A 24,750-nucleotide genomic window follows, 5' to 3' on the forward strand; every position below is an offset into this window, starting at 1 on the left:
GCCGCTATCGGAGAACGCCCCCCGAGCAGGCCCGATGATGCCCGCCAGCGCCGACTCCCCTCCGAGCCCAGCCCCGCGCTGGTCGGCCCTGGCCGGCATGCTGCTGTTGGCCGCATGGCTGGGCTGGACCCTGCCCGTGCTGTGGCTGCAGAGCGCCCGCACCGCCATGCCCGTGGCCAGCGATTGGAATCCCGCGCAGCTGCTGGCGCAGGTCCCACCCTCCCTGCTTGCCGCCAGCCGCGACCATCCGCTGCTGCTGCGCCAGCCCGGCCATTGCCCGTGCGCTGCCAGTACAGCCCCCCCGCTGGGCGTGGCCACGCGCAACAGTACCCTCGCCCTGCCCTTCGACTGGCTGGTCCTGCACGACCAGCGCCTGGTCTACGCCGGCCCGGCCCTGCTCGGGCCAGGCTGCAGCCGCGGCCCGCTGGCTGCCACCGCACTGGTCGGCCAGCTCCTGCGCGGACCGCAGGCACCGCTCATCCTTTCCAACCCATGCCCATGCCTCAAGGAGTAGTGCATGCACGCATCGACCCCGCGCCCCACGCCACCGGGCGGTCACGAAACCCCGCCGTTCCTGCGCGCCATGTCGGCCAGCGCCGATCGCCTGTTCCTGGCAGTCACCGCCGCACTGGTGCTGGTTTCGCTGGGCCTGGCCCTGCGCAGTGGGCAGTGGACCCCGTGGCTGGCGGTGTCGCTGCCGACGCTGCTGGTCACCGCGCTGCAGGTGCACGGCCTGCCGGGCAGCCGCCTCAGCCGCTGCACCGTTGCGCTGGCCTGGATGGTGTTGTCGGCCACGCTCATCCATCAGACCCACGGGCAGCTGGAAACCCACTTCACGGTCATCGTGCTGATCGCCCTGCTGCTGTACTACCGCGACTGGCTGCCGATCGTGGTGGCCGCCGCCGCCATCGCCGTGCACCACGTGCTGTTCTACGCGCTGCAGGTGCGTGGCCTGCCCTACCCGGTGTTTGCCACCGGCAGCGGCCTGGGCGTGCTGGCCCTGCATGCGCTGTACGTGGTGGTGGAAGCGGGCCTGCTGTCGGTGATGGCGGTGCAGATGCGCCGGCAGCTGCTGCTTCTCGGCCACGACCCGCAGCAGCTGGCCCAGCTGGCACACGGCCTGGCCGAGGACCGGCCGCTGCCCGACAGCCTGCAGTCCGCACAGTTCCCGCGTGATTCGCTGGCCGCCGCGCTGGTGCAGACCGGCAACCAGCTGCTGCAGCGGCGCGCCCGCGAACAGGCCGCCAGCAGTGAATCGCTGCGCATCCGCACCGCACTCGACGATGTCACCACCAACGTCATGATCGCCGACCGCGAGCGCACCATCGTCTTCGTCAACCGGCCCCTGCAGAAAATGCTGGCCGCCGCCGAAGCCGACCTGCGCCGCGACCTGCCGCAGTTCAATGCCGCCGACCTGCTGGGCCGCAGCATCGACATCTTCCACCGCAACCCCGCCCACCAGGCCCAGCTGCTCGACGGCCTCACCGGCACGTACCGGGCACAGATCCGGGTCGGCGGCCGCAGCATGCGCCTGATCGTCAACCCGATCATCGACGGCGCCGGCCAGCGCCACGGCTTCGTGGTGGAATGGGCCGACCGCACCGTCGAACTGCAGGTGGAAGAAGAACTGGGCGAGATCGTCGAGGCCGCCTCGCTGGGCGACTTCAGCGGCCGCGTCGCCACCGCCGGCAAGGAAGGCTTCTTCCTGCAGCTGGCCGAGCGTCTCAACAGCCTGCTCGACGCCAGCGCATCCAGCCTCGATCAGATCTCCCAGCTGCTGTCGTCGCTGTCACGCGGCGACCTGACCGCGCACATGCAGGGTGATTTCCAGGGCATATACGCCCGCATCCGCGACGATGCCAACACCACCGTCGCCCAGCTCACCGCCATCGTCGGCAGCATCCAGTCCGCCTCGACCACGCTCACCGCCAGCGCCGACGGCCTGTCGCGCGGCAATGGCCACCTGGCCGACCGCACCGAACAGCAGGCCGCCAGCCTGGAAGAGACCGCCGCGACCATGGAGGAACTGACCGCCACCGTGCGCCAGAACGCCGAACATGCGCGCCAGGCCAACCAGCTGGCCAGCGGTGCGGCCGACGTGGCTGGCGAAGGCGGCGCCGTGGTCGGCCAGGTGGTCACCACCATGTCGGCCATCCAGGCATCGTCGAAGAAGATTGCCGAGATCATCAGCGTCATCGACGGCATCGCGTTCCAGACCAACATCCTCGCGCTGAATGCCGCCGTCGAGGCCGCACGTGCTGGCGAGCAGGGCCGCGGCTTCGCCGTGGTCGCCAGCGAGGTACGCACGCTGGCGCAGCGTTCGGCGGCCGCGGCCAAGGAGATCAAGGGCCTGATCGACGATTCGGTCGGCAAGGTCACCGAGGGCGCCCGCCTGGTCGACCGGGCGGGCGGCACCATGGGGCAGATCGTGCAGGCCGTGCAGCAGGTCAACCAGATCATGGGCGAGATTTCCGCCGCCTCGCAGGAACAGAGCGCCGGCATCGAGCAGGTCAACCAGAGCATCGCGCAGATGGATGCCGCCACCCGGCAGAACGCCGCGCTGGTGGAGGATTCCACCCACGCCACGCACGGCATGGCCGAACAGGCCGGGCTGCTGGCCGAGGCCGTGGCGCGTTTCCACCTGGACGACGGCCACGGCGAGTCCGCCGTGATGCGGCGCGTGCGCCAGATCGCAATGGGGTCAGAGCCCTTCCCTGACCGGAAAGGGATCTGACCCCACCCAGCACACGGGGTCGGATCCCTTTCCCATCGGGAAAGGGCTCTGACCCCACCCGTGTAGAGTGATGAACTTCACACTTCATAATTGCCACCCCCGGCCGATACTTCCTTCAAGCCACGCGCCAGCGCGTGTCGGCCCCCGCCCCAGAACCAAGATTCCATGTCCGACGGCCACGACACCGACCTGCACGATGCCCACGCGGCCGACGCCGCCGACGAACGCTTCCTGGTGCGCAATCCCCGCCAGCTGCGCCAGCTGCTGCGTTCGCTGATCGACCAGCGCTCGCTGATCAACGCCCATGTCGACGGTCGCGATCGATCCTTCCCCACCGCGCTGCTCGAGCTGGATGAGGACGACGACTTCCTGCTGCTGGATGGCAGCCCCCAGGAAGCCTCCAACCGCGCCGCCGAACAGGCCGACCACCTGCTGTGCTTCGCCCAGCTGGAACGGGTGCTGGTGCGCTTCCGCCTGCACGACCTGCAACGGGTGGACAACGACGGCCACGTGGCCTTCCGCGCCCCGCTGCCCGAAGAGCTGGTGCACCTGCAGCGGCGCGAGCTGTACCGCCTGGAAACCCCCATCACCGACTCGCCGCAACTGAGCCTGCCCGCCGGTGAAGTGGGCAGCGACGCGCTGTCCATGCGCGTGGTGGACATCAGCGGCGGCGGCTTGGCGATCACCGTGCCCAACGACTGCGCGGTATTCAGCCTGCAGAAGCGCTACAACGCTGTGCTCTCGATGCCCGACGGCCCGCACCTGCAGATCACCCTGGTGGTCTGCAACATGCTGCCGCAGCGGCAGCCCAACGGCATCGAGGTCAAGCGCATCGGCATGCGTTTCGACGATCTGCCACGCGGCGGTGACAGCGCCATCCAGCGCTACATCTTCCGCGTCGACCGCCAGCGCAAGGCACGCCAGAACGGCGAGATGTAAGGGCGCCCGCCCGGTCGTGCCGGCCGCTGGCCGGCAACGGGCCACCATTGCCGGCCAGCGGCCGGCACTACCGAACTGTCCACGCCATGCGTGGAGGGCCCACCTAAAGTCCCTCCCCAAGGGGCCGATATCGAGCCTGACACCGGGACTTCCGGCAGACCAGGACCCTCGATGAACGACAAGACCAGCTCCACCGCCAGCGCCGGTGGCGAATTCCTCAGCTTCACCCTCGGTGCCGAGCACTACGGCGTGGACATCCTCAAGGTGCAGGAAATCCGTGGCTACGACGCGGTCACCCGCGTGCCGGACGCACCGGACTACATCAAGGGCGTCATCAACCTGCGCGGCACCATCGTCCCGGTCATCGACCTGCGCCTGAAGCTGCGCCTGGAAAACGCGACCTACGACGCCTTCACCGTGATGATCGTGCTGAACGTGGAAGACCGCGTGGTCGGCATCGTCGTGGACAGCGTCTCGGACGTGATCCCGCTGTCGGGCGAACAGATCCGCCCCACCCCGGAATTCGGCGCCGCCGTCGATACCCGCTTCATTTCCGGCATCGGCACCCACGACGACCGCATGCTGATCCTGCTGGACATCGAAACCCTGCTGGACAGCGCCGACATGGGCCAGGCCAGCCTGGTCGAAGACGCTGCGGCCTGAGCAGGCGGACTTCCCTCACGTTTCTGTAACCGAGCCCTTCAGTTCCCCGCGGCAATGCCGATAGGGGGACAGGAACCCGGTCGCGCAGGACCGGATCGACCATCACAATCCCCGGAGAAACACCCCGATGAAGTCCCTGCTTGCGTTCGTTTCGGCCGCCGTCCTGGCCACCACCGCGTCTTCCGCTTTCGCACAGTCGGCCGACATGATCCCGCCGGAAATGGCCCCGCGCGCGGTCGGCAAGGACGGCATGGTCTGCGGCAAGGTCGAAAAGGCGCGCTTCGCCGAAGGTTCCGAAGGCCAGCCGACCTTCCTGTACATGGGCGGCGCCTTCCCGCGCCACACCTTCTCGGCCCGCATCGCCGGCGAGAACCGCAGCAAGTTCAACTTCCCGCTGGAAAGCCTGGAAGGCAAGACCGTGTGCGTGCTGGGCAAGATCCAGCGCGACGCCTCGCGCGCTGAAATCGAAGTCAGCTCGCCGGCAAGCCTGAAGCTGGCCAACATCAAGTAATCCGCTGTCCATCACCACGCCGGCCACGCGCCGGCGTGGTCTGCTGCAACCGGGCAAGACGCCCGGACGCGTCTGCCTTAGGAGATCGCAACGCCCATGCCGTGGATCAACAACCTCAAACTGATGCCGAAACTGCTGCTGACGTTCGGCGTCATCCTGCTGGTGATGCTGCTGCAGGGCATCGTCGCCTATCGTGGCCTGCATTCGCTGAACAACGTGACCACCGAGCTGGCGGGCTCGCGGATGGAAAGCATCCGCATGGCCGGCGAGATGCGCGGCATGATCGGCGAGATCCGCAACTCCGAGTACCAGCAGCTGGTCCGCGCCAGCGCCGAGGTCAAGGCTGAAGCCCATGCCCGCGTCGCTGAGCTGCGCACCAACCTGGACAAGGCGATCAAGGAGTATCCGACCCTGATCGACAACCCGCAGCAGAAGAAGCTGTTCGACACCTTCGCCAAGGACTGGAAGGACGCCGTTGCCTCCTACGACAGCGTCAACGAGATGCTGGAACTGGAGCTGCCCGACGACGCCATCGACACCTTCGTCGGCGAGACCCGCACCAAGCACCGCAAGGCCACCGCCTCGCTCGAGTCGCTGATCGCCGAAGACAACCGCCTGTCCCGCGCCGCGCGTGACGAGGCCTCATCCACCTATTCCGCATCGGCCACGCTGATGGTGATCGCCCTGTTCGGCGGCGCCGCGCTGGGCCTGGTGCTGGTGTGGCTGTTCGCCCGTGCCCTGGTCGGCAGCGTGCGTGGCGCCGTCTCGGTCGCCAACGACGTCGCCGGTGGCAAGCTGGACGGCCACATCGATGTCAGCCGCCAGGACGAAGTGGGCGAGCTGATGCAGGCCATGCAGCGCATGCAGCGCGACCTGCGCGAGCGCATCGAGACCGACGCCGCCATCGCCCGAGAGAACCTGCGCATCCGTACCGCCCTGGACTACAGCTCCACCGGCGTATACCTGACCGACCCGAACAACACCATCGTCTACAGCAACCGCGCGCTGCAGCAGACCCTGGCCCAGTACCAGGACGACGTGCGCCGCGACCTGCCGGACTTCGACGTCCAGGCGTCGCTGGTCGGCAAGCCGGTGACCGTGCTGGAACACCGCGGCGAAATGGATGCCACCCTGGTGGCCAACCTGAAGGCCCATGGCGTCGCCCGCCGCCCGATGCAGTACGGCGATGCGCAGTTCGCCCAGGTGGCATCGACCATCCGCAACGAAGCCGGTGACACCGTCGGCTACGTGGTGGAGTGGCGCGACCGCACCCAGGAAGCGCAGGTCGAAGCCGAAGTGGCCCGCGTGATTGCCCAGGCCGCCGCCGGCGACCTGTCAGGCCGCGTCGATGCCACCGGCAAGGAAGGCTTCTTCCTGCAGCTGGCCCAGCAGATCAACGGCCTGCTGGACGCCAACGCCGGCAGCATCGAGCAGATCTCCGGCCTGCTGGCTGCCCTGTCGCAGGGTGACCTGACCGTGCGCATGCACGGCGACTACCAGGGCGTGTTCGCCCGCATGCGTGACGACGCCAACGCTACCGCCGCGCAGCTGAGCGAGATCGTCACCCGCATCAAGCAGTCCAGCCGCGCGATCAACTCGGCCGCCGGCGAAATCGCTTCGGGCAACAGCGACCTGTCGCGCCGCACCGAGCAGCAGGCCGCCAACCTGGAAGAAACCGCAGCATCGATGGAAGAGCTGACCTCGACCGTTCGCCAGAACGCCGAGCACGCCCGCCAGGCCAACCAGCTGGCCATCGGTGCACACGGCGTCGCCTCGCAGGGCGGCGACGTGGTCGGCCAGGTGGTCACCACCATGTCGGCCATCCAGGCATCCTCGAAGAAGATCGCCGAGATCATCAGCGTCATCGACGGTATCGCCTTCCAGACCAACATCCTGGCGCTGAATGCCGCCGTGGAAGCCGCCCGAGCCGGTGAACAGGGCCGCGGCTTCGCCGTGGTCGCCAGCGAGGTGCGCACCCTCGCCCAGCGCTCCGCCGCTGCCGCGAAGGAGATCAAGGGCCTCATCGACGACTCCGTCGGCAAGGTCAATGACGGCTCGGCACTGGTGCACAAGGCTGGCGCGACCATGGGCGAGATCGTCGCCTCGGTGCAGCGCGTCACCGACATCATGGCGGAGATTTCCGCCGCCTCGCAGGAACAGTCGGCCGGCATCGAGCAGGTCAACCAGACCGTGGTGCAGATGGACGAAACCACCCAGCAGAATGCTGCACTGGTGGAAGAAGCCACCGCTGCCGCCCGTGCGATGGAAGAACAGGCCGGCCACCTGAGCGAGGCCGTGTCGATCTTCGTGGTGGACGAAGCCGAGACCGTGGTCGCCCCGCGCGCCCCGGCCCCGCGCGCTGCTGCCCCGGCCCCGGCACCGGCCGCGCCGCCGGCACGCCGCAGCACCGGTGGCCGCCCGATGGCTGCCGAACTGGCGGACGGAGACTGGCAGGAGTTCTGATATCTGCTGCCGCAGGCTTCGAAGACGCCCTGGCCTCGTGCCGGGGCGTTTTCGTTTCCGGGGTTCCGGGGTCAACAGCCAACGGCGAAGCCCCTCGGGGTGGGCGCTCTTTGTGCTGGGATTTTGTGGGTTGGCCGGGCGGGTGGGCTGCGCAGGGGACGCCGTAAACCCATCCATGGGGGCTTGGCCGCGGCATCCATGCCGCGGACACCCCTGCGCAACCCACCCGCCCGGCCACGGACAGTTTCCCGCGCGTCCACCCCGGATTGAAGAAAGAAGAGCAAGAGCAACAGCTGCACCGTTCCCGGGGTCAGAGCCGTTTTCCTGCGGAAAACGGATCCGACCCCTCTTTCTCCCTCCCTTGGGGTCAGAGCCGTTTTCCGCAGGAAAACGGCTCTGACCCCCAATTCCGTCCCGATGACAACACCGCTCTTGCCGTCCGCCGACGCAATGCACGAAGAGGCGGGCCGGGGTGGGCAGGCGGGACCGTAGGCGCCAAGGACGGCGCCTACGAGCTACATGGATGTATTCACCGCGTGTCCCGCCTGCCCACCCCGGCCCGCCTCCCTCGATGTAACGAAACACCGACAGACCGCTGTTGCTGTTGCCCTGGCTCAAGAGCCTGCCGCAGGCAGCGCCGCAGCCGCCGCTGCAAGGAACCCTGAATACGCAAAGCGCGTGACCCTCAAATCTCCCCGCCCCCGGCCGATAACCGTTCTGTCACGGCCTGTCGCGCCCTGACCGGTACTGGCGCCGCCCGCCCGTCTCGACCTGGTCCGCTTCATGAACCTCCTGCATCGCTGGCAACACTACTTCAGCAACCTCTCCGTCCGGCGCAAGCTCAACCTGCTGACGCTGCTCATCGCGATCGGCGTGATCGCGCTGTCGGTGATCGCCGCCCGCATGCAGTACCTGGACCTGACCAAGACCCGCAAGGACGCCCTGAAGACCCAGGTCGAACTCACCTACGGCGTCCTCGACCACTACAAGCGCCTGGCCGCCAGCGGCGAACTCAGCGAAGACGCCGCCAAGGCCTCCGCCCTGCAGGCGCTGGAAGTGATGCGCGCCAACAACGATGCCGATTACTACAACGTGCTGGACACCCAGTACCGCGTGCTGATGCACCCCTTCGCACCCAAGCGCGTCGGCACCGTGCAGAAGGATTACACCTCCGATGACGGCGTGCCGATCTACTACCTGCAGGTCGGCATGGCACGCATCGGCGGCGGCTTCACCTACTACAGGACCGGCAAGCCCGGCAGCGAAGGCCTGATCGACAAGGTCACCTACGCTGGCATGTACGCACCGTGGCAGTGGGTGGTCACCACCGGCGTCTACATGGACGACGTGCAGCATGAAGCCTGGGCCTTCACCGGCGTGATGACCCTGGCCGGCGGCGCGCTGGTGCTGATCGTACTGGGCCTGAGCTGGATCATCGGCAACCGCATCGCCGGCCCGCTGAAGCAGGCCACCGCCGTTGCCGAGGGCATCGCCAAGGGCAAGCTCGACAGCCACATCGGCCCGCAGCCGCATGACGAAACCGGTCGCCTGCTGGACGCCATGTCAGGCATGCAGCAGCAGCTGCATGCGGTCATCAGCGGCCAGCGCGAAATGGCCCGCCGCCACGATGCCGGTGAACTGAGCTACCGCATCGATGCCAGCGCCTTCCCCGGCGAGTACGGCCTGATGGTGCAGGAAACCAACACCCTGGTCGGCAGCCACGTGCAGACCCTGCACGACGTGCTGGACGTAGTGAAGCAGTACGCCGTCGGCGACCTCAGCCGCGACGTCGCCCGCTACCCGGGCGAGAAGGCTGCCATGACCACCGCCGTGGATACGGTCAAGGCCAACCTCGGCCGCATCAATACCGAGATCAAGCAGCTGGCCAGCGCCGCTGCCGCCGGCGATTTCAGCCGCCGCGGCGACGCGCAGCGCTTCGATCACGATTTCCGCCTGATGCTGGAAAACCTCAACGCCATGATGGCGGTCAGCGATGACAACCTCGGCAAGCTCTCGCGGCTGCTGTCGGCCATCGCCGAAGGCGACCTGACCACGCGCATGCAGGGAGACTACCAGGGCGTGTTCGCGCGCATGCGTGACGATGCCAACAGCACCGTCAGCCAGCTGACCCAGATCGTCGGCCAGATCCAGGCCAGCGCCTCCAGCATCACCCTGGCAGCCGGCGAGATCGCATCGGGCAACAGCGACCTGTCGCGCCGCACCGAACAACAGGCGGCCAACCTGGAAGAAACCGCGGCCTCGATGGAAGAGTTGACCTCGACCGTACGCCAGAACGCCGAGCACGCCCGCCAGGCCAACCAGCTGGCCATCGGCGCACAGGGCGTGGCGTCGCAGGGCGGCAGCGTGGTCAACCAGGTGGTCACCACCATGTCGGCCATCGAAGCCTCGTCGAAGAAGATCGCCGAGATCATCAGCGTCATCGACGGCATCGCCTTCCAGACCAACATCCTGGCGCTGAATGCCGCCGTGGAAGCAGCGCGTGCCGGTGAACAGGGCCGCGGCTTCGCCGTGGTCGCCAGCGAAGTACGCACCCTCGCCCAGCGCTCCGCCGCCGCCGCGAAGGAAATCAAGGGCCTGATCGACGATTCGGTCGGCAAGGTCGCCGAAGGCTCCAGCCTGGTGCACCAGGCGGGCAGCACCATGGGCGAGATCGTCGCCTCGGTGCAGCGCGTCACCGACATCATGGCCGAGATTTCCGCCGCCTCGCAGGAACAGAGCGCGGGCATCGAGCAGGTCAACCAGACCGTGGTGCAGATGGACGAAACCACCCAGCAGAACGCTGCGCTGGTGGAGGAAGCCACCGCTGCCGCCCGTGCAATGGAAGACCAGGCCGCGCAGCTGGCCGACGCCGTGGCGATCTTCCGCCTCGACAACCAGGTGGCTGCCGCAGTGAAGGCCGTCACCGCCCGCATCGAGCCGGCGCCCGCCGTGGCCGCGCGCCGTGCGCAGCCGGTGGCGTCGCCGGCCCCGGCCCGACGCCCCAGTTCCAGCCCGTCCTCCAGCTCCAGCTTCGTCGCCCCCAGCGACGGCGACTGGCAGGAATTCTGATCCCGGTGGCGGCTGCGGCTGCCACCCTCGCCGATGGACACGTCCCCCGTGCAAAGTCCTACTCCCATCGTCACCGGCCCCCGCGAATTCGAGTTCGCCGACCGTGATTTCCGCCGCGTCTGCGACCTGATCTACCAGCGCGTGGGCATCGCCCTTGCGCCGGCAAAGCGCGACATGGTGTACGGCCGCCTGTCGCGCCGCCTGCGCACGCTGGGCATGCGCAGTTTCCAGCAGTACCTGGACCATCTGGAGCAGGACGGTGGCGATGAGTGGCAGGCGTTCACCAACGCGCTGACCACCAACCTCACCTCGTTCTTCCGCGAGCCGCACCATTTCGACAAGCTGCGCGAGGAACTGCAGCAGCGCTCCACCCGCAGCCCGCTGCTGCTGTGGTCGTGCGCCGCCTCCACCGGTGAGGAGCCCTACTCCATGGCCATCACGGCCTGTGAGGCGTTCGGTACCCTGAAGCCGCCGGTGCGCATCGTGGCCACCGACGTGGATACCCAGGTGCTGGCCACCGCCAGCCGCGGTGTCTACAACATCGACCGCGTCACCAACCTCGACCCGGACCTGCGCCGTCGCTACTTCCAGCGGGGCAGCGGCCCCAACGAAGGCCAGTGCCGGGTGCTGCCCGCGCTGCGCGAGCTGATCGACTTCCGCCCGCTCAACCTGCTGGCCCCGCGCTACGACGTCGGCGGCCCGTTCGACGCGCTGTTCTGCCGCAACGTCATGATCTACTTCGACAAGCCGACCCAGCGCGCCATCCTCGGCCGCCTCGTGCAGCACCTCAACGAAGACGGCCTGCTCTACACCGGCCATTCGGAGAACTACCTGCATGCGGCCGACCTGATCCAGCCCTGCGGCCGCACCCTGTACCGCCGCGCACAGGGGGCCGGCGCATGAATGCCTCGCTGCGTACCGATGATGTGATGCGCTACCAGGATGCGCGCTTCAAGACTGTCGCCGCCAAGCTGCTGCCGACCCAGTACCTGGTGGTCGATGACACCACCGCGCTGACCACCACGCTGGGCTCCTGCGTGGCGGCCTGCCTGCGCGACCCGGTGCTGAAGATCGGCGGCATGAACCACTTCCTGCTGCCCGAAGGCAATGCCGGCGACGGCGCACCTGCGCGCTATGGCAGCTATGCCATGGAACTGCTGATCAACGACATGCTCAAGCGCGGCGCACACCGCAAGCGCATCGAAGCAAAGGTGTTCGGCGGCGCCAACGTGCTCAAGGGCTTCACCAGCAACCCGGTGGGCACCCGCAACGCCGAGTTCGTGCGCCAGTACCTGCAGGCCGAGCACATCCCGATCCTCGCCGAGGACCTGTGCGGCATCCACCCGCGCAAGATCTGGTTCTTCGCCGATACCGGCCGCGTGGTGGTGCAGCGCCTGCCGCATGCCCATGAAGCCGAAGTGGCCGCGACCGAATCGGCCGTGCGTGCACGCCTGTCCAAGGCCCCGGTCACCGGTGGCGTGGAGCTGTTCGAATGACCCTGCCCGGCAACGCCCCCTGCCGGGTCCTGATCGTCGACGACTCCGCCGTCGTACGGCAGATGCTCACCGAGATCCTGTCCAGCGACCCGGGCATCGATGTGGTCGGCACCGCCGCTGACCCGCTGCTGGCGCGCGAGAAGATCAAGCGCCTGGCGCCGGACGTGATCACCCTGGACGTGGAAATGCCGCGCATGGACGGCCTCGCGTTCCTGGAAAACCTGATGCGCCTGCATCCGCTGCCGGTGGTGATGATTTCCTCGCTGACCGAGCGCGGTGCCGACACCACCCTGCAGGCGCTTGCCCTGGGCGCGGTCGACTTCGTCTCCAAGCCCAAGCTCGACGTGGCCCGTGGGCTGCAGGGCTACGCCGATGAAATCATCGCCAAGGTGAAGATGGCCGCGCGCTCGCGCGTGCGCCCGCTGATGCGCGCCGCCACGCCCAAGCTCATCCTCGATACCGCGCCCGCGGTGCGCCCGGCTGCGCCGCAGTTCCGCACCACCGACCGGCTGATTGCCATCGGCTCGTCGGCCGGCGGCACCGAAGCACTGCGCGTGGTGCTGGAAGGCCTGCCTGCCGATGCCCCGGCCGTGGTGATGACCCAGCACCTGCCGGCCAGCTTCAGCACGGCCTTCGCCGAACGCCTGGACCGCCACTCGGCCATGGCGGTACGCGAAGCCAGCGATGGCGAAGCCGTGCTGCCCGGCCATGCCTACCTGCCCCCGGGCGGCAAGCACCTGCGCATCATCCGCGACGGTGCGCGCTGGCGTTGCCGCGTCGATGACGGCCCGGCGGTGAACCGGCACAAGCCGGCGGTGGACGTGCTGTTCCGCTCAGTGGCGCAGGCCGCCGGCGGCAATGCCATCGGCGCGATCCTCACCGGCATGGGTGACGACGGCGCACGCGGCCTGCTGGAGATGCGCCAGGCCGGCGCACCGACCCTGGTGCAGGACGAAGCCACCAGCGTGGTCTGGGGCATGCCCGGTTCGGCATTCAAGCTGGGCGCGGCCGAGGAGCAGGTGCCGCTGGAACGGATCGCCGAGCGGTTGCTGGCCCTGGCGCGCGGCTAGACAATACTTTCCCGAGAAAGCTTGACGGACAGAGAGGAATACGGATTGTTCAACTTGCTGAAAGACTACACCAGAATTATCTCACTCCATCCAGACAAACGAATTGAAATAGGTGCGCAAGGTGCCTGCAGATACTGCCGAAAGACGCCGGTCGACGTGACATTCAAGTCCGAAGCCCACGCACTTCCTGAGCTGATTGGAAACAAATTCATCTATTCACGGGATGAGTGCGATGACTGCAATTCGTACTTCGACAGGAACCTTGAGAATGACCTTGCGAACTTCCTGGGAATTCTGCGCACCACTACAGCCGTAAAAGGGAAAAAGGGCGTCCCGGGATTCAAATCCAAAGAAGGAGAGAGAGTTGAACGCATTAATGATTGCTTGGTTCTGGTCGAGCACCAAGACTCCAGTCTTATTTGCGACGTTGCGGCCTCAGAATCGATCCTGATAAAAACAAAGACAAATCCCTACAGACCAGCCCGCGTATTCAAGTGCTTCGCAAAAATGGCGATTGCCGCACTTCCGGAACAGGAACTGAAGCTTCATCGACGCTGTGTCGATTGGGTCCGAGGGATTTCAACGTCGCCTCCTCCCGACCCACGCATGCTTGTAACAAAGCTCACGATGCTCTCCGGGCACCATCCTTTCCTGCATCCATCCATTTCGATATGGAAGCGGAAGGAAAGAAGCAGGCGACATCCGAGACTGCTAGCCATTCTCTGCTTTCAGAATTTCGTATTCGAGTTCTGCCTTCCGCTTTCAAAAAAAGACAGTCACATTGACGAAAGCGACTTTGCCCTGCCAGATCTTGCATTGCCTTGGGGCTTGCATTCAACGGGTGGAAACGCAACTGTGTCGATTGTCGATCTGTCGGACCGGGAGCGAGTGGTTTCGGAACGAACAGCAGCGTTGAAGCTGGAACGACCATGGGAAGCCATTGACTTGAACGAGATACCGGCCGAATTGAGGGCACACATTGAAAAGCTCGGCTTGCAGATAGGCGCGCCTCGCTAGCGAAGTCAGATACCAACGGCAGCAGTGAGACGTTGCAGCAGATGCCAGGGTTGACCTTGCCACTGCTCTTACGCCCCAGAGGGACCATCCCGATCACGCAATTCACGGCAAGCTGATGTAGTCCCGCGCAGGCCTGTCGTGCCCACGTGCAACAGAAGCGAAGATCCGTCGCCAGTACTGCATCGAATTGGACCGCGCACGGAATCAGGCCTGCATCCGTGCATTGCACCGCAATGGGCTGTCGTGGTTCGAGATGGACGTCTCCGGCGGCCGGGGCAATTTGCTCACAGCCGGGCGGCGCCTCCAAGGCATTGCCGGCTGGACCATCCAGCAGCCGATGACCCCGGAACGCGCCAGGATTTTCCGCTTCAACTGCCTACCCGGCGTGGGCAGCACGCCACATCACGCAATCGCCGTTACGGTCCCCACACCGCAACTTGCACCTCTCCACGCACCGGTACGCCATCCCTGCTGGCAGCGTTGTAGCGCCCGCGATGCGCCGCCTCCACGGCCGCTGCGTCCAGCTCCCCCGATCCGCTGCCGCGCGCAAGTTCCACGGCAACCGGGTTGCCCTGCTCGTCTACGTCCACCAGCAGGGTGGCGATGCCATCACCGCGCTCTGGCTTCTGATAGTTCTCAATGTGCACGGGATGCTGCCGTTGCGAGTCCGCATCGACCGAGGCGTAGATCTCCACCCTTTCGGCGGCCTCCGACCGTGCCGCGTTGGCACGGGCGATCTCCAGAAACTGCTCCTGCAGCAGGAACACCCGGCGTTTGTCAGCACTCATCCGCCTCTCGGCAGCCGCTTCATCGGCCTGCACGTCCTCTTGTGCGATCGCAGCGGGTGCCATCACCCAGCCCGTCATCATTACTGCCAGTGCCAGCCAGCGTCGTCGATCCGCGAACATCCGTGTCCGCCAAAAAAGACCGCGTCGAAGTCTAGCGCGTCGCCGACGCACGCAACCGGCGCCTACAAAAAGCCCCCGGCTTTCACCGGGGGTTTTTCATCTCAACAGGTTGCCCGCCAGCGGCCAGCACCAGCTTCAGGTAGCGACGGTGTTGGCCACGGCCTGGTATTCCTCGATCTGATCGAAGTTCATGTAGCGGTAGATCTCGCTGCCGCTGGCGGCGATTACGCCCATATCGGCCATGTACTCTTCCTTGGTCGGGATGCGCTCGAGCAGGCGTCCCGTCAGCCGAGTGGATAGCGTCGGGTTCCAGTCACCCAATCAGTTACTGCTTCTGCTCTCGGTTGGGACGTGGTGCAAGCTCGCCAGAACGGTCCCGTCAAGCGTGATCAGCTCCAAGGTCTGATCTGTCTTCAACGTCTCAAACAGACCATCCGCTCGAGAATGAATAGATAGAAATCCCTGTTCGAACAGCGTCGTTTCTGTGTCCGGGTCAAGAAAATTGACCGTAATATCACCGGCACTGTTTCGCTCACGCACGGAAACCAGGCCTTTCGAAACATTCACGTAGCCGTAGCGGGGCGCCAGCCTCCACCGCCCCGACTCATCCAGAAGACCCCAACGGCCACGTAGTGAGAGCGCGTAAACCTTTGTTCCATCCGCCAAAAACTCCGGCAAGGGATCATGCAGCGTGAAATCAGCCACCGCATTGCCACGCAGATCGAGTATGTGATACCCGGGGTCATATCCCGGCCGTTCGAATGCCGCGACCAGATTCAGACCCAATGGTCTTATTCGACGGTAGCGAGGAGGAATCAGCCAAGCACCCGTAGCATCTATTACACCCCATCCTCCATCGGCTTGGGCCAACAGCAGTTGGTCATCCAGTCCTTCCGCGGTTTGAAAAGGCGCAAGTCGGTAGTACAGGGAAGACGAGATGCTGCCATCTTCCAGCATCATGAAACGCACCCCCGCTTCGCCGGGCTTTTGATACTCGACGATCCTGCGGTTCAACGGATGCAGGCCTGCAGCGCGTTGCAGGGAGCGCAGCGACCCATCCAGACCTACAACGTATTCATCATCTTCCGAACTGAAAATTACGTAGCCCACTCGTTCAGCGAACCTATCTGTCTTCATACAGTGGCCTGCAGGCGTGGGAAACATCGAACCCGCGCGCGTGAAATGCAGGCACGCACCGTCTTCGGCTACCGCAGAAATCAGGTACTCACCCCGACCAAACTCGAACCGATATCGACCCATGGGCGCCACTTGCACCCCCTGGGGATCGAGCACCGTGTCGTTCCCGCCCTGGGTGGCGAGCGCGAAACCCGAACTGTTGAAGGTCATCTGATCGTAGTCCTGGCGCCCTATGCCTGCCAGTGATCGATCAACCAGGCCAAAGTGGACACCATCGCGCGAAGCGATGGCCACTTCCCCCTCATGACCCACGGGACCAAAACTACCAAAGACACTGAAAACGGGACCGGACTTGCCCTTCGCGTCAAGGAAGCGAGTCGTGCAGCGCCGCTTTTCACTGTTGCAGAGTTCTACAGCCGGGTTTCCAGCCCAGGACGCCGAGCGCAGGAGATCGTTCTCGCCTTTCCCCTCAAACCGACGCGCCAATCGGCCCCGTGCATTGAAGAAGTCAATTCGCGTGTACGCCTTGGGCGGTTTCCGCAGCAACACCTTGGCTTCGATCACCCCGTTGTCATGTATCTCAACCCAGTCGTAATTCGCTTCAAGGACGATACGTCCTTCTGAATTCATGACGCCCCTGTTCTCCCCCCTTTCGAAGACCGCCAATCCATTTTTGAATGGGCGGATGTACTGTATTCCCCGATGCTCGGCCAGTTGCCGGCCTGTGCCATCCAGCACCACGCAGCGGCCCTCATGACAGAGGCTGTGGCGCGTAGTTTCATCGAGACGTGGCGGCGGCTTAACAGGCTGCGGCATCGCAGACGCCGGCGTTGCGCCGACCGATGGCGGCAGGGTCAGAAGTACGGATGCCAGCAGAGCCGCGAAGGCTTGGGTGATGGCGCTGCGGCGATGGGCAGGGCTGCAAGTCGTCAGCAGAAATGAACGGCGCATCTCAGGCAAGACCCGAATGGAGGGCATCCACGGTAGGCGCCATGCATCGCCGGAAACATACAATTTCTACGAAATTGCCCTGTCCACAAAGAACCCCCGGCTTTCACCGGGGGTTCTTCGTTTACATCATCAACCGATCAGCAGGATCAGGCAGCGACCGTCTTGGCCACGTCCTGGTATTCCTCGATCTGGTCGAAGTTCATGTAGCGGTAGATCTCCGCGCCGCTGGCGGCAATGACGCCCACATCGGCCATGTACTCTTCCTTGGTCGGGATGCGGCCCAGACGCGAGCAGATCGCGGCCAGCTCGGCCGAACCCAGGTACACGTTGGTGTTGCGGCCCAGGCGGTTCGGGAAGTTGCGGGTCGAGGTCGACATCGCGGTGGAGCCTTCGCGGATCTGCGCCTGGTTGCCCATGCACAGCGAGCAGCCCGGCATTTCCATGCGTGCACCGGTGGCGCCGAAGGTGCCGTACACGCCTTCCTTGGTCAGCTCCGAGGCGTCCATCTTGGTCGGCGGGGCCACCCACAGGCGGGTCGGCAGGTCGCGCTTGCCTTCCAGCAGCTTGGCAGCGGCACGGAAGTGACCGATGTTGGTCATGCACGAACCGATGAACACTTCGTCGATCTTGGCGCCAGCGACTTCGGACAGGGTCTTCACGTCGTCCGGGTCGTTCGGGCAGGCCACGATCGGCTCGTGGATGTCGGCCAGGTCGATCTCGATGACGGCAGCGTATTCGGCGTCGGCATCCGGCTCCAGCAGCTCCGGGTTGGCCAGCCACGCTTCCATCTTCTCGATACGGCGCTGCAGCGAACGCGGATCCTGGTAACCCTCGGCAATCATCCACTTCAGCAGGGTGATGTTGCTGGTCAGGTACTCGATGATCGGCTCCTTGTTCAGGCGCACCGAGCAACCGGCCGCCGAGCGCTCGGCCGAGGCGTCGGACAGTTCGAACGCCTGTTCGACCTTCAGCTCCGGCAGGCCTTCGATTTCCAGGATGCGGCCGGAGAAGATGTTCTTCTTGCCAGCCTTGGCCACGGTCAGCAGGCCCGACTTGATGGCGTACAGCGGAATGGCGTTGACCAGGTCACGCAGGGTGACGCCCGGCTGCATCTGGCCCTTGAAGCGCACCAGCACCGATTCCGGCATGTCCAGCGGCATGACGCCGGTGGCCGCAGCGAAGGCGACCAGGCCCGAACCGGCCGGGAACGAAATGCCCACCGGGAAACGGGTGTGCGAGTCACCACCGGTACCGACGGTGTCCGGCAGCAGCATGCGGTTGAGCCAGCTGTGGATCACGCCGTCGCCCGGGCGCAGCGAGACGCCGCCACGGGTGGAGATGAACTCCGGCAGGGTGTGGTGGGTCTTCACGTCCACCGGCTTCGGGTACGCGGCGGTGTGGCAGAACGACTGCATCACCAGGTCGGCCGAGAAGCCCAGGCAGGCCAGGTCCTTCAGCTCGTCACGGGTCATCGGGCCGGTGGTGTCCTGCGAGCCGACCGAGGTCATCTTCGGTTCGCAGTAGGTGCCCGGGCGCATGCCCTGGCCTTCTGCCAGGCCACAGGCGCGGCCGACCATCTTCTGTGCCAGCGAGAAGCCCTTGCCGTTGTCGGCCGGCTGCACCGGCAGGCGGAACAGGTCGGTCGGGGCCAGGCCCAGCGCTTCACGCGCCTTGCCGGTCAGGCCGCGGCCGATGATCAGCGGAATGCGGCCACCGGCGCGCACTTCGTCGAACAGCACTTCGCTCTTCACTTCGAACTCGGCGATCACTTCGCCGTTCTTCAGTGCCTTGCCGTCGTACGGACGCAGCTCGACCACGTCGCCGTGCTCCATCTGCGAAACGTCCAGCTCGATCGGCAGGGCGCCGGCATCTTCCATGGTGTTGTAGAAGATCGGGGCGATCTTGCCGCCCAGGCAGACGCCACCGGCGCGCTTGTTCGGGATGAACGGAATGTCATCGCCGGTCCACCACAGCACGCTGTTGGTGGCCGACTTGCGCGAGGAACCGGTGCCGACCACGTCGCCGACGTAGGCAACCAGGTGGCCCTTGTCCTTGAGGTCGAGGATCTGCTGGATCGGACCGCGCTTGCCGTCTTCTTCCGGGGTGAACGCCGCATCGTCGCGCTTGTTCTTCAGCATCGCCAGGGCGTGCATCGGAATGTCAGGGCGGGTGGTCGCGTCCGGGGCCGGCGACAGGTCGTCGGTGTTGGTTTCGCCCGGCACCTTGAACACGGTGACGGTCAGGCTCTGCGGCACTTCCGGGTTGCTGGTGAACCACTCGGCATCGGCCCAGCTCTGCAGCACGGACTGGGCGTTGGCGTTGCCGGCCTTGGCCTTTTCCTGCACGTCATGGAAGGCGTCGAAGACCAGCAGGGTCTTCTTCAGGCCCGCAGCGGCGATGGTGCCGATGGCCGCATCGTCCAGCAGCTGCACCAGCGGGGCGACGTTGTAACCGCCGAGCATGGTGCCCAGCAGTTCGGTGGCGCGCTCGCGGCTGATCAGCGGGTTCTGCTCGCTGCCCAGGGCGATGGCCGCCAGGTACGAGGCTTTGACTTTGGCAGCATCGTCGACGCCGGCCGGCACGCGGTGGGTCAGCAGGTCGAGCAGGAACTCGGCCTCGCCCTGCGGCGGGTTCTTCAGCAGTTCGATGACATCGGCCGTCTGCTGCGCGCTCAGCGGCAGCGGCGGGATGCCAAGCGCAGCGCGCTCGGCGACGTGGTGGCGGTAGGCTTCCAACATGACAACTCCCGGGTAATGCGTAGGTTGAAAAAACAAAAATGGGCTCAGGCTTGCGGCACGATCAGCTTCAGGCCCTTGAAGTAGTCGCGGTAAAACGTGTCGTTCCAGGTGATCAGGCCATCACACTGCAGCAGTGCGTGGGCGCCGACCATGAAATCGTCCAGGCTGCGGCGGCTGCCGCTGCGCTGGCGGTGGCGGCGGTGCATCTCGCCGGCGCGCAGGGCCGACTTGGCCTCCAGCGCATTGAAGTGCACGCCCATTTCTTCGAGTGCTTCCAGCACCTCGGCGCCGCCGCGCAGCGAGGCGCAGACTTCAGCCAGGGTCGCGCCGCAGACCACCACGCGGCCGCCGACCAGGCTCTGCCGCAGGCAGGCCTCCACTGCATCGGCCTGCGGGCCGTTGCTCAGCAGTTCGACCAGCACCGGGGAATCGACGGCGATCATCACGGCTTAGTCCTCGTCGCGCACGGCGCGCACGGCGGCCTCGGCCGAATCGAAGCCATCCAGCGCGAACTTGCCGCGCGCCCGTGAAATGGCATCGTCAACACTCTTGCGCAGAATGATCCGGCTGCCGTCCAGCTCGACCTTCAGCTGGGTGCCCTTGGTCAGGCCCAGCGCGTCACGCACTGCCTTGGGCAGGGTGATCTGTCCGCGCTCTGCAACGGTGGCTTCCATGGGTAGGCCCTCTTCGGTATGCACGAATTATACATACCGAAGGGGCCATACCGCCACCCGCGTACTTAGAAGACCACCTGCAGGCGGGTATTGAAGGTCGTGCCCTCGTCCCTGCCCTGCCCGCTGCCGCTGCGGTTGTAGGTCTGCCAGCGGATCGCCTCGAACATCACCCGGCTGTAGTCGTTCAGGTACCAGTTCGTTCCCAGCGTCCACGCGTGGCCGGTGCCGCCGGTGGGCAGCTCGGCGTAGTCCACGTCCTCATAGCGCGCCTTCAGTTCCCAGGCCCCGGCGCCGCCATCGGTCACCGGGTCGGCCACCTTCACCTTGCCCCAGGTGCCGGCCTTGCCCGAGTACGCCGGAAGCGCGCCCGCCAGGAACCAGCCCGCCGACACCGCCCAGGCCTCATGGTCCAGGTCGTAACGGCCGCTGGCGTCGACACCGCGCAGGTTGCGCGTGCCCCATTCGCCGGTGGCCCATGCCGGGCCGAAGAACCCGGCCGCTTCCAGGCCATAGGCCGTGCTGCGCTCGGCGCCCACCAGGGTGCCCGGGGCGATCTTCACCAGATCGTTGAAGTGCCCGGCAATGGCCGAGCTGCGCAGCACCCCGCTGGCACCGGCGGCGATCTCCTCGTGGAAGGCCCAGGCCCCCAGGTGCACGGTGGCGGCCTTGCTGGCCACCGGATTCCAGTGCACGCGCGTGGCCCAGGTCTGGCTGTCGTTGTCGTTGCCGGCGTTGTTCAGATCGTTGCCTGCCACCGACAGGCTGGCGTGCCAACCCTTGCCGTACACGCGCTCGGTCAGGCCCACGCCGAACAGACCACGCTGCGGCAGCATCAGCGTGCCGACCACGTTGCGGTCCGGGAACGGCGTGTTGGAGGTGCTGCTGGAGCCGTCGATGCCACGGTCGTTCAGCCGGTTGCCCACGGTCAGGTCGGCCGGCAGGCCGAACAGGGTGTGGTCCACGGTCGCATAGACCGATTTCCAGGCCACTGCGTTGTCGGCGAAGTCACCCTCCACCGCCCAGCCCAGGATGCCGTAGCGGCCCTCGGCACCCAGGCGCACCGAGCGGATCTCGGTGCCGGAAATGTTGCGGCCAGCCACCGACGAACCGTCGGTACTGGAGCCATCGACGAACAGGCGGCCGCGCGGGCGGAAGGCGACCTTGCCGTCGGCGCTGCTGAACTCCGGCGCGCCCTTGGCCCAGGACACCTTGGGCGACTTGGACTGGCTCGACTCCAGCGCGGCCACACGCGTTTCCAGCGCAGGGGACGCTGCCGGGCCCGGCGTCGCCACGGCGGCTGCAGCGCCGCCCTGCCCGCCTTCAACCGCACGCAGGCGGGCTTCAAGCTGCTGGATCTGCAGTGCCTGCTGCTGCACCAGCGCTGACAGTTCGGCCTGGCTCAACGGGGCCGGGGCGGGCTGTGCCCCGGCATGGCCGCTGGCCAACAGCAGGCCGAGCGCGACCGACAGCGCTGCGCGGGGCAGCACGGTGTGCGTGTTCATGGGTTCTCTCTCCGGCCAGCCGGCCCCCTGGCCTGGCGCTGGCCTGTTGCGGTGGTGCGGGGGAAGATCGGGGGAGGCAGCGCGCGCCGCCGGATCAGCCCGGCGGCACGGCATGCGGGCTCAGCGCAGCGCGGTCAGCTGGTGGCCTGTGCCTGGGCGTTGGGACGCCAGGTGATCAGCTTGTTCTCGACCACGTCGAGCAGGGCATCGATGACCAGCACGAAGGCGGCCAGGATGATGATGCCGGCAAACACACCCACGGCATTGAAGTTGCCTTCGGCCTGCGCGATCAGGTAGCCCAGGCCTGCCGAAGCGCCCAGGTACTCGCCGATGATGGCGCCGACCACGGCGAAGCCGACCGAGGTCCGCAGCGACGACAGGATCCAGCTGGCAGCCGCGGGGAAGTAGACGTGGCGCAGCAGGTCGCTGCGGCCCGCACCGAGGATGCGCGCGTTGGCCAGCACCACCGGATTCACTTCACGCACGCCCTGCATGGCGTTGAAGAAGGTGGTGAAGAACACCAGGGTCACCGCCAGGGCCACCTTCGACCACAGGCCCAGGCCCAGCCAGAGCACGAAGATCGGCGCCAGCACCACGCGCGGGATCGCATTGAAGCCCTTGATGAAGGGATCCAGGATGCGCGCCGAGCGGCGGCTCAGGCCGAGCCAGACGCCACCGGCCACACCCAGGCCGGTACCGATCAGGTAACCCAGCGCGGTTTCGGTCAGGGTGATGTAGACGTGCTGGTAGAAGGATGTATCGGACAGCCAGGTCCACGCCTGCTGCACGATCGCCGTCGGCGAGGGGAAGAAGAACGGATCGATCACGCCCAGCGCGATGCCGCCTTCCCAGCCACCGAACACGGCGATGACCAGGGCCAGCTGGATGATCTTGTCAGTCTTGGCGTGCATAGCTCTTCTCCACTTCGCCGCGCAGGCAGGCCCAGATGTCGCGGTACAGGTCGGTGAAACGTTCGTCCAGCTTGATCTCGGCAACATTGCGCGGCCGTTCCAGGCCCACATCGAAGCTGCGCACGACGCGGCTGGCCGGGCCGGAAGACAGCACCACCACGCGGTCACCCAGGGCGATGGCTTCTTCCAGATCGTGGGTGATCAGGATCACCGAGCGGCGATCCTCCTGCCACAGGCGCAGCAGTTCGTTCTGCATCAGGTGGCGGGTGTGGATGTCCAGCGCCGAGAACGGCTCGTCCATCAGGATCACCTTCGGCTCGACGATCAGCGCCTGCGCCATCTGCACGCGCTTGCGCTGGCCACCGGACAGCTGGTGCGGGTAACGGTGCTCGAAGCCCGTCAGGCCGACCTTGGCCAGCCACGCATTGGCCTTGGCCCTGCGCTCGGCCTCGGGCACGCCGCGGAAGCGCAGGCCCAGCTCGACGTTCTGGTAGGCCGTCTTCCACGGCAGCAGCGCATCCTGCTGGAACAGGTAGCCGACCGACTCCTGCACGCCGCTGACCGCGCGTCCGTCGATGGCCACTTCGCCGGACGACGGCTTCAGCAGCCCCGCCACGGAATTGAGGATGGTGCTCTTGCCGCAGCCGGTGGGGCCGACGATGGCGAGGAACTCGCCGTCGCCCACCTGGATGTCGACATCACGCACGGCGGTAAATTCGCCGAAGGACATGGTCACCTTGTTGATGGCGACCATGGTCTGTGCAGGCTCCAGCTGCGGCGCGCCGTTGAGCTGGCGCACGGTGGCATTGAGGGCCATGGGGTTACCTCCGCTTAACGTTGGGCGGCCGGCGCCGCAGCGTGGGCACGCTCGACGAAGGCATTGGTGTAGGTCCTGGACAGATCGATGTCGGCGTTGGCGACATCCTTGTTGAACTCGCGCAGCACCTTCAGCGGCGTTTCCAGATCGGCAGCGGTGAAGTGGCCATCGGTGGTGAAGATCGCGCGGGCGTTCTCCACGGCACGCGCGTAGGTGGCACGGTCGCCGGAGACATAGCTGTCCGGCAGTGCGGCGACGATGTCCTCGGCGCTGTTGTCGGCGATGAACTTCAGGGCCATCTGCTCGGCGCGGGCGATCTTCTCGGCCGCCTGCGGGCGCTGTTCCAGGAAGCTGCGGTTGGCATACATCACCGAGGTCGGATACAGGCCACCGTAAACCTGGCGTGCGCCCTCGTCACTGCGTGCATCGATGATGATCTTCCCGACCTTGCGCTCGGTGATCAGCGTCGCCGCCGGGTCGTAGTTCACCAGCAGGTCGATCTTGCCCTGCTCCAGTGCTGCCACCGCCGCCGCGCCGGACCCCACGCCGATCAGCGAGATGCTGTCCACCGGGATGTCATGCTGGGCCAGGAAGTGGCGCACGAAGAAGTCGGACGAAGAGCCCGGTGCGGTGATGCCCACCTTCTGGCCCTTGATCGTATCCGGGCGCGCCGGGTCGAACGTCGCATCATCGCGGCCGGCCATCACCAGGCCGGAATTGCGCGACAGCAGCACGAAGCCCACCACGTCCTTGTGCTTGGCCTGCATCTGGATGGTGTGGTCATAGAAGCCCACCGCCACGTCGGTCGAGTTGGCCACCAGCGCCTGCAGGACCTTCGAACCGCCCTGGGCGAAGTTCTCGGTCTTCACTTCCAGGCCGACGTCCTTGAAGTAACCCTTCGAATCGGCAATGAAGAACGGCAGGTTGTTGAGGTTGTACGACCCCACGCTGATCCGCACCGGCGCGTTGTCGCCACCGCCGGCCGCCGCGCCCTGTGCATCGGCCCCCTGCTTGCTGCACCCGGCCATGGCCAGGCCTGCCGCGCACAGCGCGGCCATGAACATCTGCTTGTACATCATCCCTCCCAGGAGTGAAGCATCTACGTTGTGGTGGCCGGCCACGCGCGGCTGCGCGGGCCCGACCGGTTTCA

General features: G+C 66.1%; 20 protein-coding genes. 11 read left to right on the plus strand and 9 right to left on the minus strand.

The genetic code is table 11. From position 1 onward, the window contains the following. Positions 1 to 37 precede the first annotated feature (37 nt). The 11 genes from C1926_RS11540 (at position 38) to C1926_RS11590 (ending at position 13,962) form a co-directional block, all read left to right on the plus strand. On the plus strand, positions 38 to 514 hold the full coding sequence (locus C1926_RS11540) for a hypothetical protein (RefSeq protein ID WP_159095090.1): 477 nt from the start codon (positions 38 to 40) through the stop codon (positions 512 to 514). A 3-nt stretch (positions 515 to 517) separates the two neighbouring features. Beyond that, the gene (locus C1926_RS11545; RefSeq protein WP_108759281.1) at positions 518 to 2,734 is read left to right on the plus strand and encodes a methyl-accepting chemotaxis protein; all 2,217 of its coding nucleotides are present in this window, start codon (positions 518 to 520) and stop codon (positions 2,732 to 2,734) included. 165 nt (positions 2,735 to 2,899) lie between these two features. Next, entirely contained in the window at positions 2,900 to 3,673 is a 774-nt protein-coding gene (locus C1926_RS11550; protein ID WP_108759282.1) for a flagellar brake protein, read from the plus strand. Between the two features lie 171 nt (positions 3,674 to 3,844). Further along, a complete protein-coding gene (locus C1926_RS11555) occupies positions 3,845 to 4,336 on the plus strand; it encodes a chemotaxis protein CheW (protein WP_108746636.1) in 492 nt (163 codons plus the stop codon). A gap of 127 nt (positions 4,337 to 4,463) precedes the next feature. Continuing rightward, positions 4,464 to 4,847 (plus strand): hypothetical protein, encoded by a 384-nt coding sequence (locus C1926_RS11560; RefSeq protein ID WP_108759283.1) that lies wholly within the window; start codon positions 4,464 to 4,466, stop codon positions 4,845 to 4,847. Positions 4,848 to 4,943: 96 nt separating this feature from the next. Next, the gene (locus tag C1926_RS11565) at positions 4,944 to 7,310 is read left to right on the plus strand and encodes a methyl-accepting chemotaxis protein (RefSeq protein WP_108759284.1); all 2,367 of its coding nucleotides are present in this window, start codon (positions 4,944 to 4,946) and stop codon (positions 7,308 to 7,310) included. 783 nt (positions 7,311 to 8,093) lie between these two features. Beyond that, complete coding sequence (locus C1926_RS11570) at positions 8,094 to 10,379, plus strand: methyl-accepting chemotaxis protein (protein ID WP_108759285.1); 2,286 nt, start codon at positions 8,094 to 8,096, stop codon at positions 10,377 to 10,379. 33 nt (positions 10,380 to 10,412) lie between these two features. Further along, entirely contained in the window at positions 10,413 to 11,282 is an 870-nt protein-coding gene (locus tag C1926_RS11575) for a CheR family methyltransferase (protein ID WP_108746633.1), read from the plus strand. Continuing rightward, positions 11,279 to 11,875, plus strand: a complete 597-nt coding sequence (cheD, locus tag C1926_RS11580) for a chemoreceptor glutamine deamidase CheD (RefSeq protein WP_108759286.1) — start codon at positions 11,279 to 11,281, stop codon at positions 11,873 to 11,875. The genes C1926_RS11575 and cheD overlap by 4 nt, the downstream gene beginning before the upstream one ends. Beyond that, the gene (locus C1926_RS11585; protein WP_079221787.1) at positions 11,872 to 12,945 is read left to right on the plus strand and encodes a chemotaxis response regulator protein-glutamate methylesterase; all 1,074 of its coding nucleotides are present in this window, start codon (positions 11,872 to 11,874) and stop codon (positions 12,943 to 12,945) included. The genes cheD and C1926_RS11585 overlap by 4 nt, the downstream gene beginning before the upstream one ends. Positions 12,946 to 12,990: 45 nt before the next feature. After that, positions 12,991 to 13,962 carry an HNH endonuclease gene (locus C1926_RS11590; protein ID WP_159095091.1) on the plus strand — a complete coding sequence of 324 codons (972 nt, stop codon included), beginning with the start codon at positions 12,991 to 12,993 and terminating at the stop codon, positions 13,960 to 13,962. 416 nt (positions 13,963 to 14,378) lie between these two features. On the opposite strand, the gene C1926_RS11595 is transcribed toward C1926_RS11590, so the two are convergent. The 9 genes from C1926_RS11595 to C1926_RS11635 all read right to left on the minus strand — a co-directional run bounded on the left by C1926_RS11595 (position 14,379) and on the right by C1926_RS11635 (position 24,676). Further along, the gene (locus C1926_RS11595; protein ID WP_108759288.1) at positions 14,379 to 14,870 is read right to left on the minus strand and encodes an energy transducer TonB; all 492 of its coding nucleotides are present in this window, start codon (positions 14,868 to 14,870) and stop codon (positions 14,379 to 14,381) included. Between the two features lie 321 nt (positions 14,871 to 15,191). Then, complete coding sequence (locus tag C1926_RS11600; protein WP_159095093.1) at positions 15,192 to 16,967, minus strand: WG repeat-containing protein; 1,776 nt, start codon at positions 16,965 to 16,967, stop codon at positions 15,192 to 15,194. Between the two features lie 137 nt (positions 16,968 to 17,104). Next, a complete protein-coding gene (gene acnB, locus C1926_RS11605) occupies positions 17,105 to 19,696 on the minus strand; it encodes a bifunctional aconitate hydratase 2/2-methylisocitrate dehydratase (RefSeq protein ID WP_108759290.1) in 2,592 nt (863 codons plus the stop codon). Between the two features lie 44 nt (positions 19,697 to 19,740). Next, positions 19,741 to 20,139: a type II toxin-antitoxin system VapC family toxin gene (locus tag C1926_RS11610; protein WP_079221777.1), complete on the minus strand. Its 399-nt coding sequence runs from the start codon at positions 20,137 to 20,139 to the stop codon at positions 19,741 to 19,743. A 6-nt stretch (positions 20,140 to 20,145) separates the two neighbouring features. After that, positions 20,146 to 20,370 carry an AbrB/MazE/SpoVT family DNA-binding domain-containing protein gene (locus tag C1926_RS11615; RefSeq protein ID WP_108759291.1) on the minus strand — a complete coding sequence of 75 codons (225 nt, stop codon included), beginning with the start codon at positions 20,368 to 20,370 and terminating at the stop codon, positions 20,146 to 20,148. A gap of 65 nt (positions 20,371 to 20,435) precedes the next feature. Next, the gene (locus tag C1926_RS11620; RefSeq protein ID WP_108759292.1) at positions 20,436 to 21,872 is read right to left on the minus strand and encodes a porin; all 1,437 of its coding nucleotides are present in this window, start codon (positions 21,870 to 21,872) and stop codon (positions 20,436 to 20,438) included. Between the two features lie 134 nt (positions 21,873 to 22,006). Then, entirely contained in the window at positions 22,007 to 22,783 is a 777-nt protein-coding gene (locus C1926_RS11625; protein ID WP_006442371.1) for an ABC transporter permease, read from the minus strand. Continuing rightward, positions 22,767 to 23,600: an ABC transporter ATP-binding protein gene (locus C1926_RS11630; RefSeq protein WP_108759293.1), complete on the minus strand. Its 834-nt coding sequence runs from the start codon at positions 23,598 to 23,600 to the stop codon at positions 22,767 to 22,769. Before C1926_RS11630 ends, C1926_RS11625 begins: the two co-directional genes overlap by 17 nt. Before the next feature lie 14 nt (positions 23,601 to 23,614). Beyond that, positions 23,615 to 24,676 carry an ABC transporter substrate-binding protein gene (locus C1926_RS11635; RefSeq protein WP_079225216.1) on the minus strand — a complete coding sequence of 354 codons (1,062 nt, stop codon included), beginning with the start codon at positions 24,674 to 24,676 and terminating at the stop codon, positions 23,615 to 23,617. Between the last annotated feature and the right edge of the window lie 74 nt (positions 24,677 to 24,750).

The sequence above is a fragment of the Stenotrophomonas sp. ZAC14A_NAIMI4_1 genome (genome assembly GCF_003086915.1).
GTDB lineage: Bacteria > Pseudomonadota > Gammaproteobacteria > Xanthomonadales > Xanthomonadaceae > Stenotrophomonas.

Bases quoted from the DNA above. Each gene is read 5' to 3' on its own strand.
- C1926_RS11610 (WP_079221777.1), bottom strand. From the start codon at position 20,139: ATGATCGCCGTCGATTCCCCGGTGCTGGTCGAACTGCTGAGCAACGGC.
- C1926_RS11625 (WP_006442371.1), bottom strand. From the start codon at position 22,783: ATGCACGCCAAGACTGACAAGATCATCCAGCTGGCCCTGGTCATCGCC.
- acnB (WP_108759290.1), bottom strand. From the start codon at position 19,696: ATGTTGGAAGCCTACCGCCACCACGTCGCCGAGCGCGCTGCGCTTGGC.
- C1926_RS11570 (WP_108759285.1), top strand. From the start codon at position 8,094: ATGAACCTCCTGCATCGCTGGCAACACTACTTCAGCAACCTCTCCGTC.
- C1926_RS11550 (WP_108759282.1), top strand. From the start codon at position 2,900: ATGTCCGACGGCCACGACACCGACCTGCACGATGCCCACGCGGCCGAC.
- C1926_RS11615 (WP_108759291.1), bottom strand. From the start codon at position 20,370: ATGGAAGCCACCGTTGCAGAGCGCGGACAGATCACCCTGCCCAAGGCA.
- C1926_RS11540 (WP_159095090.1), top strand. From the start codon at position 38: ATGCCCGCCAGCGCCGACTCCCCTCCGAGCCCAGCCCCGCGCTGGTCG.
- C1926_RS11555 (WP_108746636.1), top strand. From the start codon at position 3,845: ATGAACGACAAGACCAGCTCCACCGCCAGCGCCGGTGGCGAATTCCTC.
- C1926_RS11565 (WP_108759284.1), top strand. From the start codon at position 4,944: ATGCCGTGGATCAACAACCTCAAACTGATGCCGAAACTGCTGCTGACG.
- C1926_RS11620 (WP_108759292.1), bottom strand. From the start codon at position 21,872: ATGAACACGCACACCGTGCTGCCCCGCGCAGCGCTGTCGGTCGCGCTC.
- C1926_RS11560 (WP_108759283.1), top strand. From the start codon at position 4,464: ATGAAGTCCCTGCTTGCGTTCGTTTCGGCCGCCGTCCTGGCCACCACC.
- C1926_RS11595 (WP_108759288.1), bottom strand. From the start codon at position 14,870: ATGTTCGCGGATCGACGACGCTGGCTGGCACTGGCAGTAATGATGACG.
- C1926_RS11585 (WP_079221787.1), top strand. From the start codon at position 11,872: ATGACCCTGCCCGGCAACGCCCCCTGCCGGGTCCTGATCGTCGACGAC.
- C1926_RS11575 (WP_108746633.1), top strand. From the start codon at position 10,413: ATGGACACGTCCCCCGTGCAAAGTCCTACTCCCATCGTCACCGGCCCC.
- C1926_RS11545 (WP_108759281.1), top strand. From the start codon at position 518: ATGCACGCATCGACCCCGCGCCCCACGCCACCGGGCGGTCACGAAACC.
- C1926_RS11630 (WP_108759293.1), bottom strand. From the start codon at position 23,600: ATGGCCCTCAATGCCACCGTGCGCCAGCTCAACGGCGCGCCGCAGCTG.
- C1926_RS11635 (WP_079225216.1), bottom strand. From the start codon at position 24,676: ATGTACAAGCAGATGTTCATGGCCGCGCTGTGCGCGGCAGGCCTGGCC.
- cheD (WP_108759286.1), top strand. From the start codon at position 11,279: ATGAATGCCTCGCTGCGTACCGATGATGTGATGCGCTACCAGGATGCG.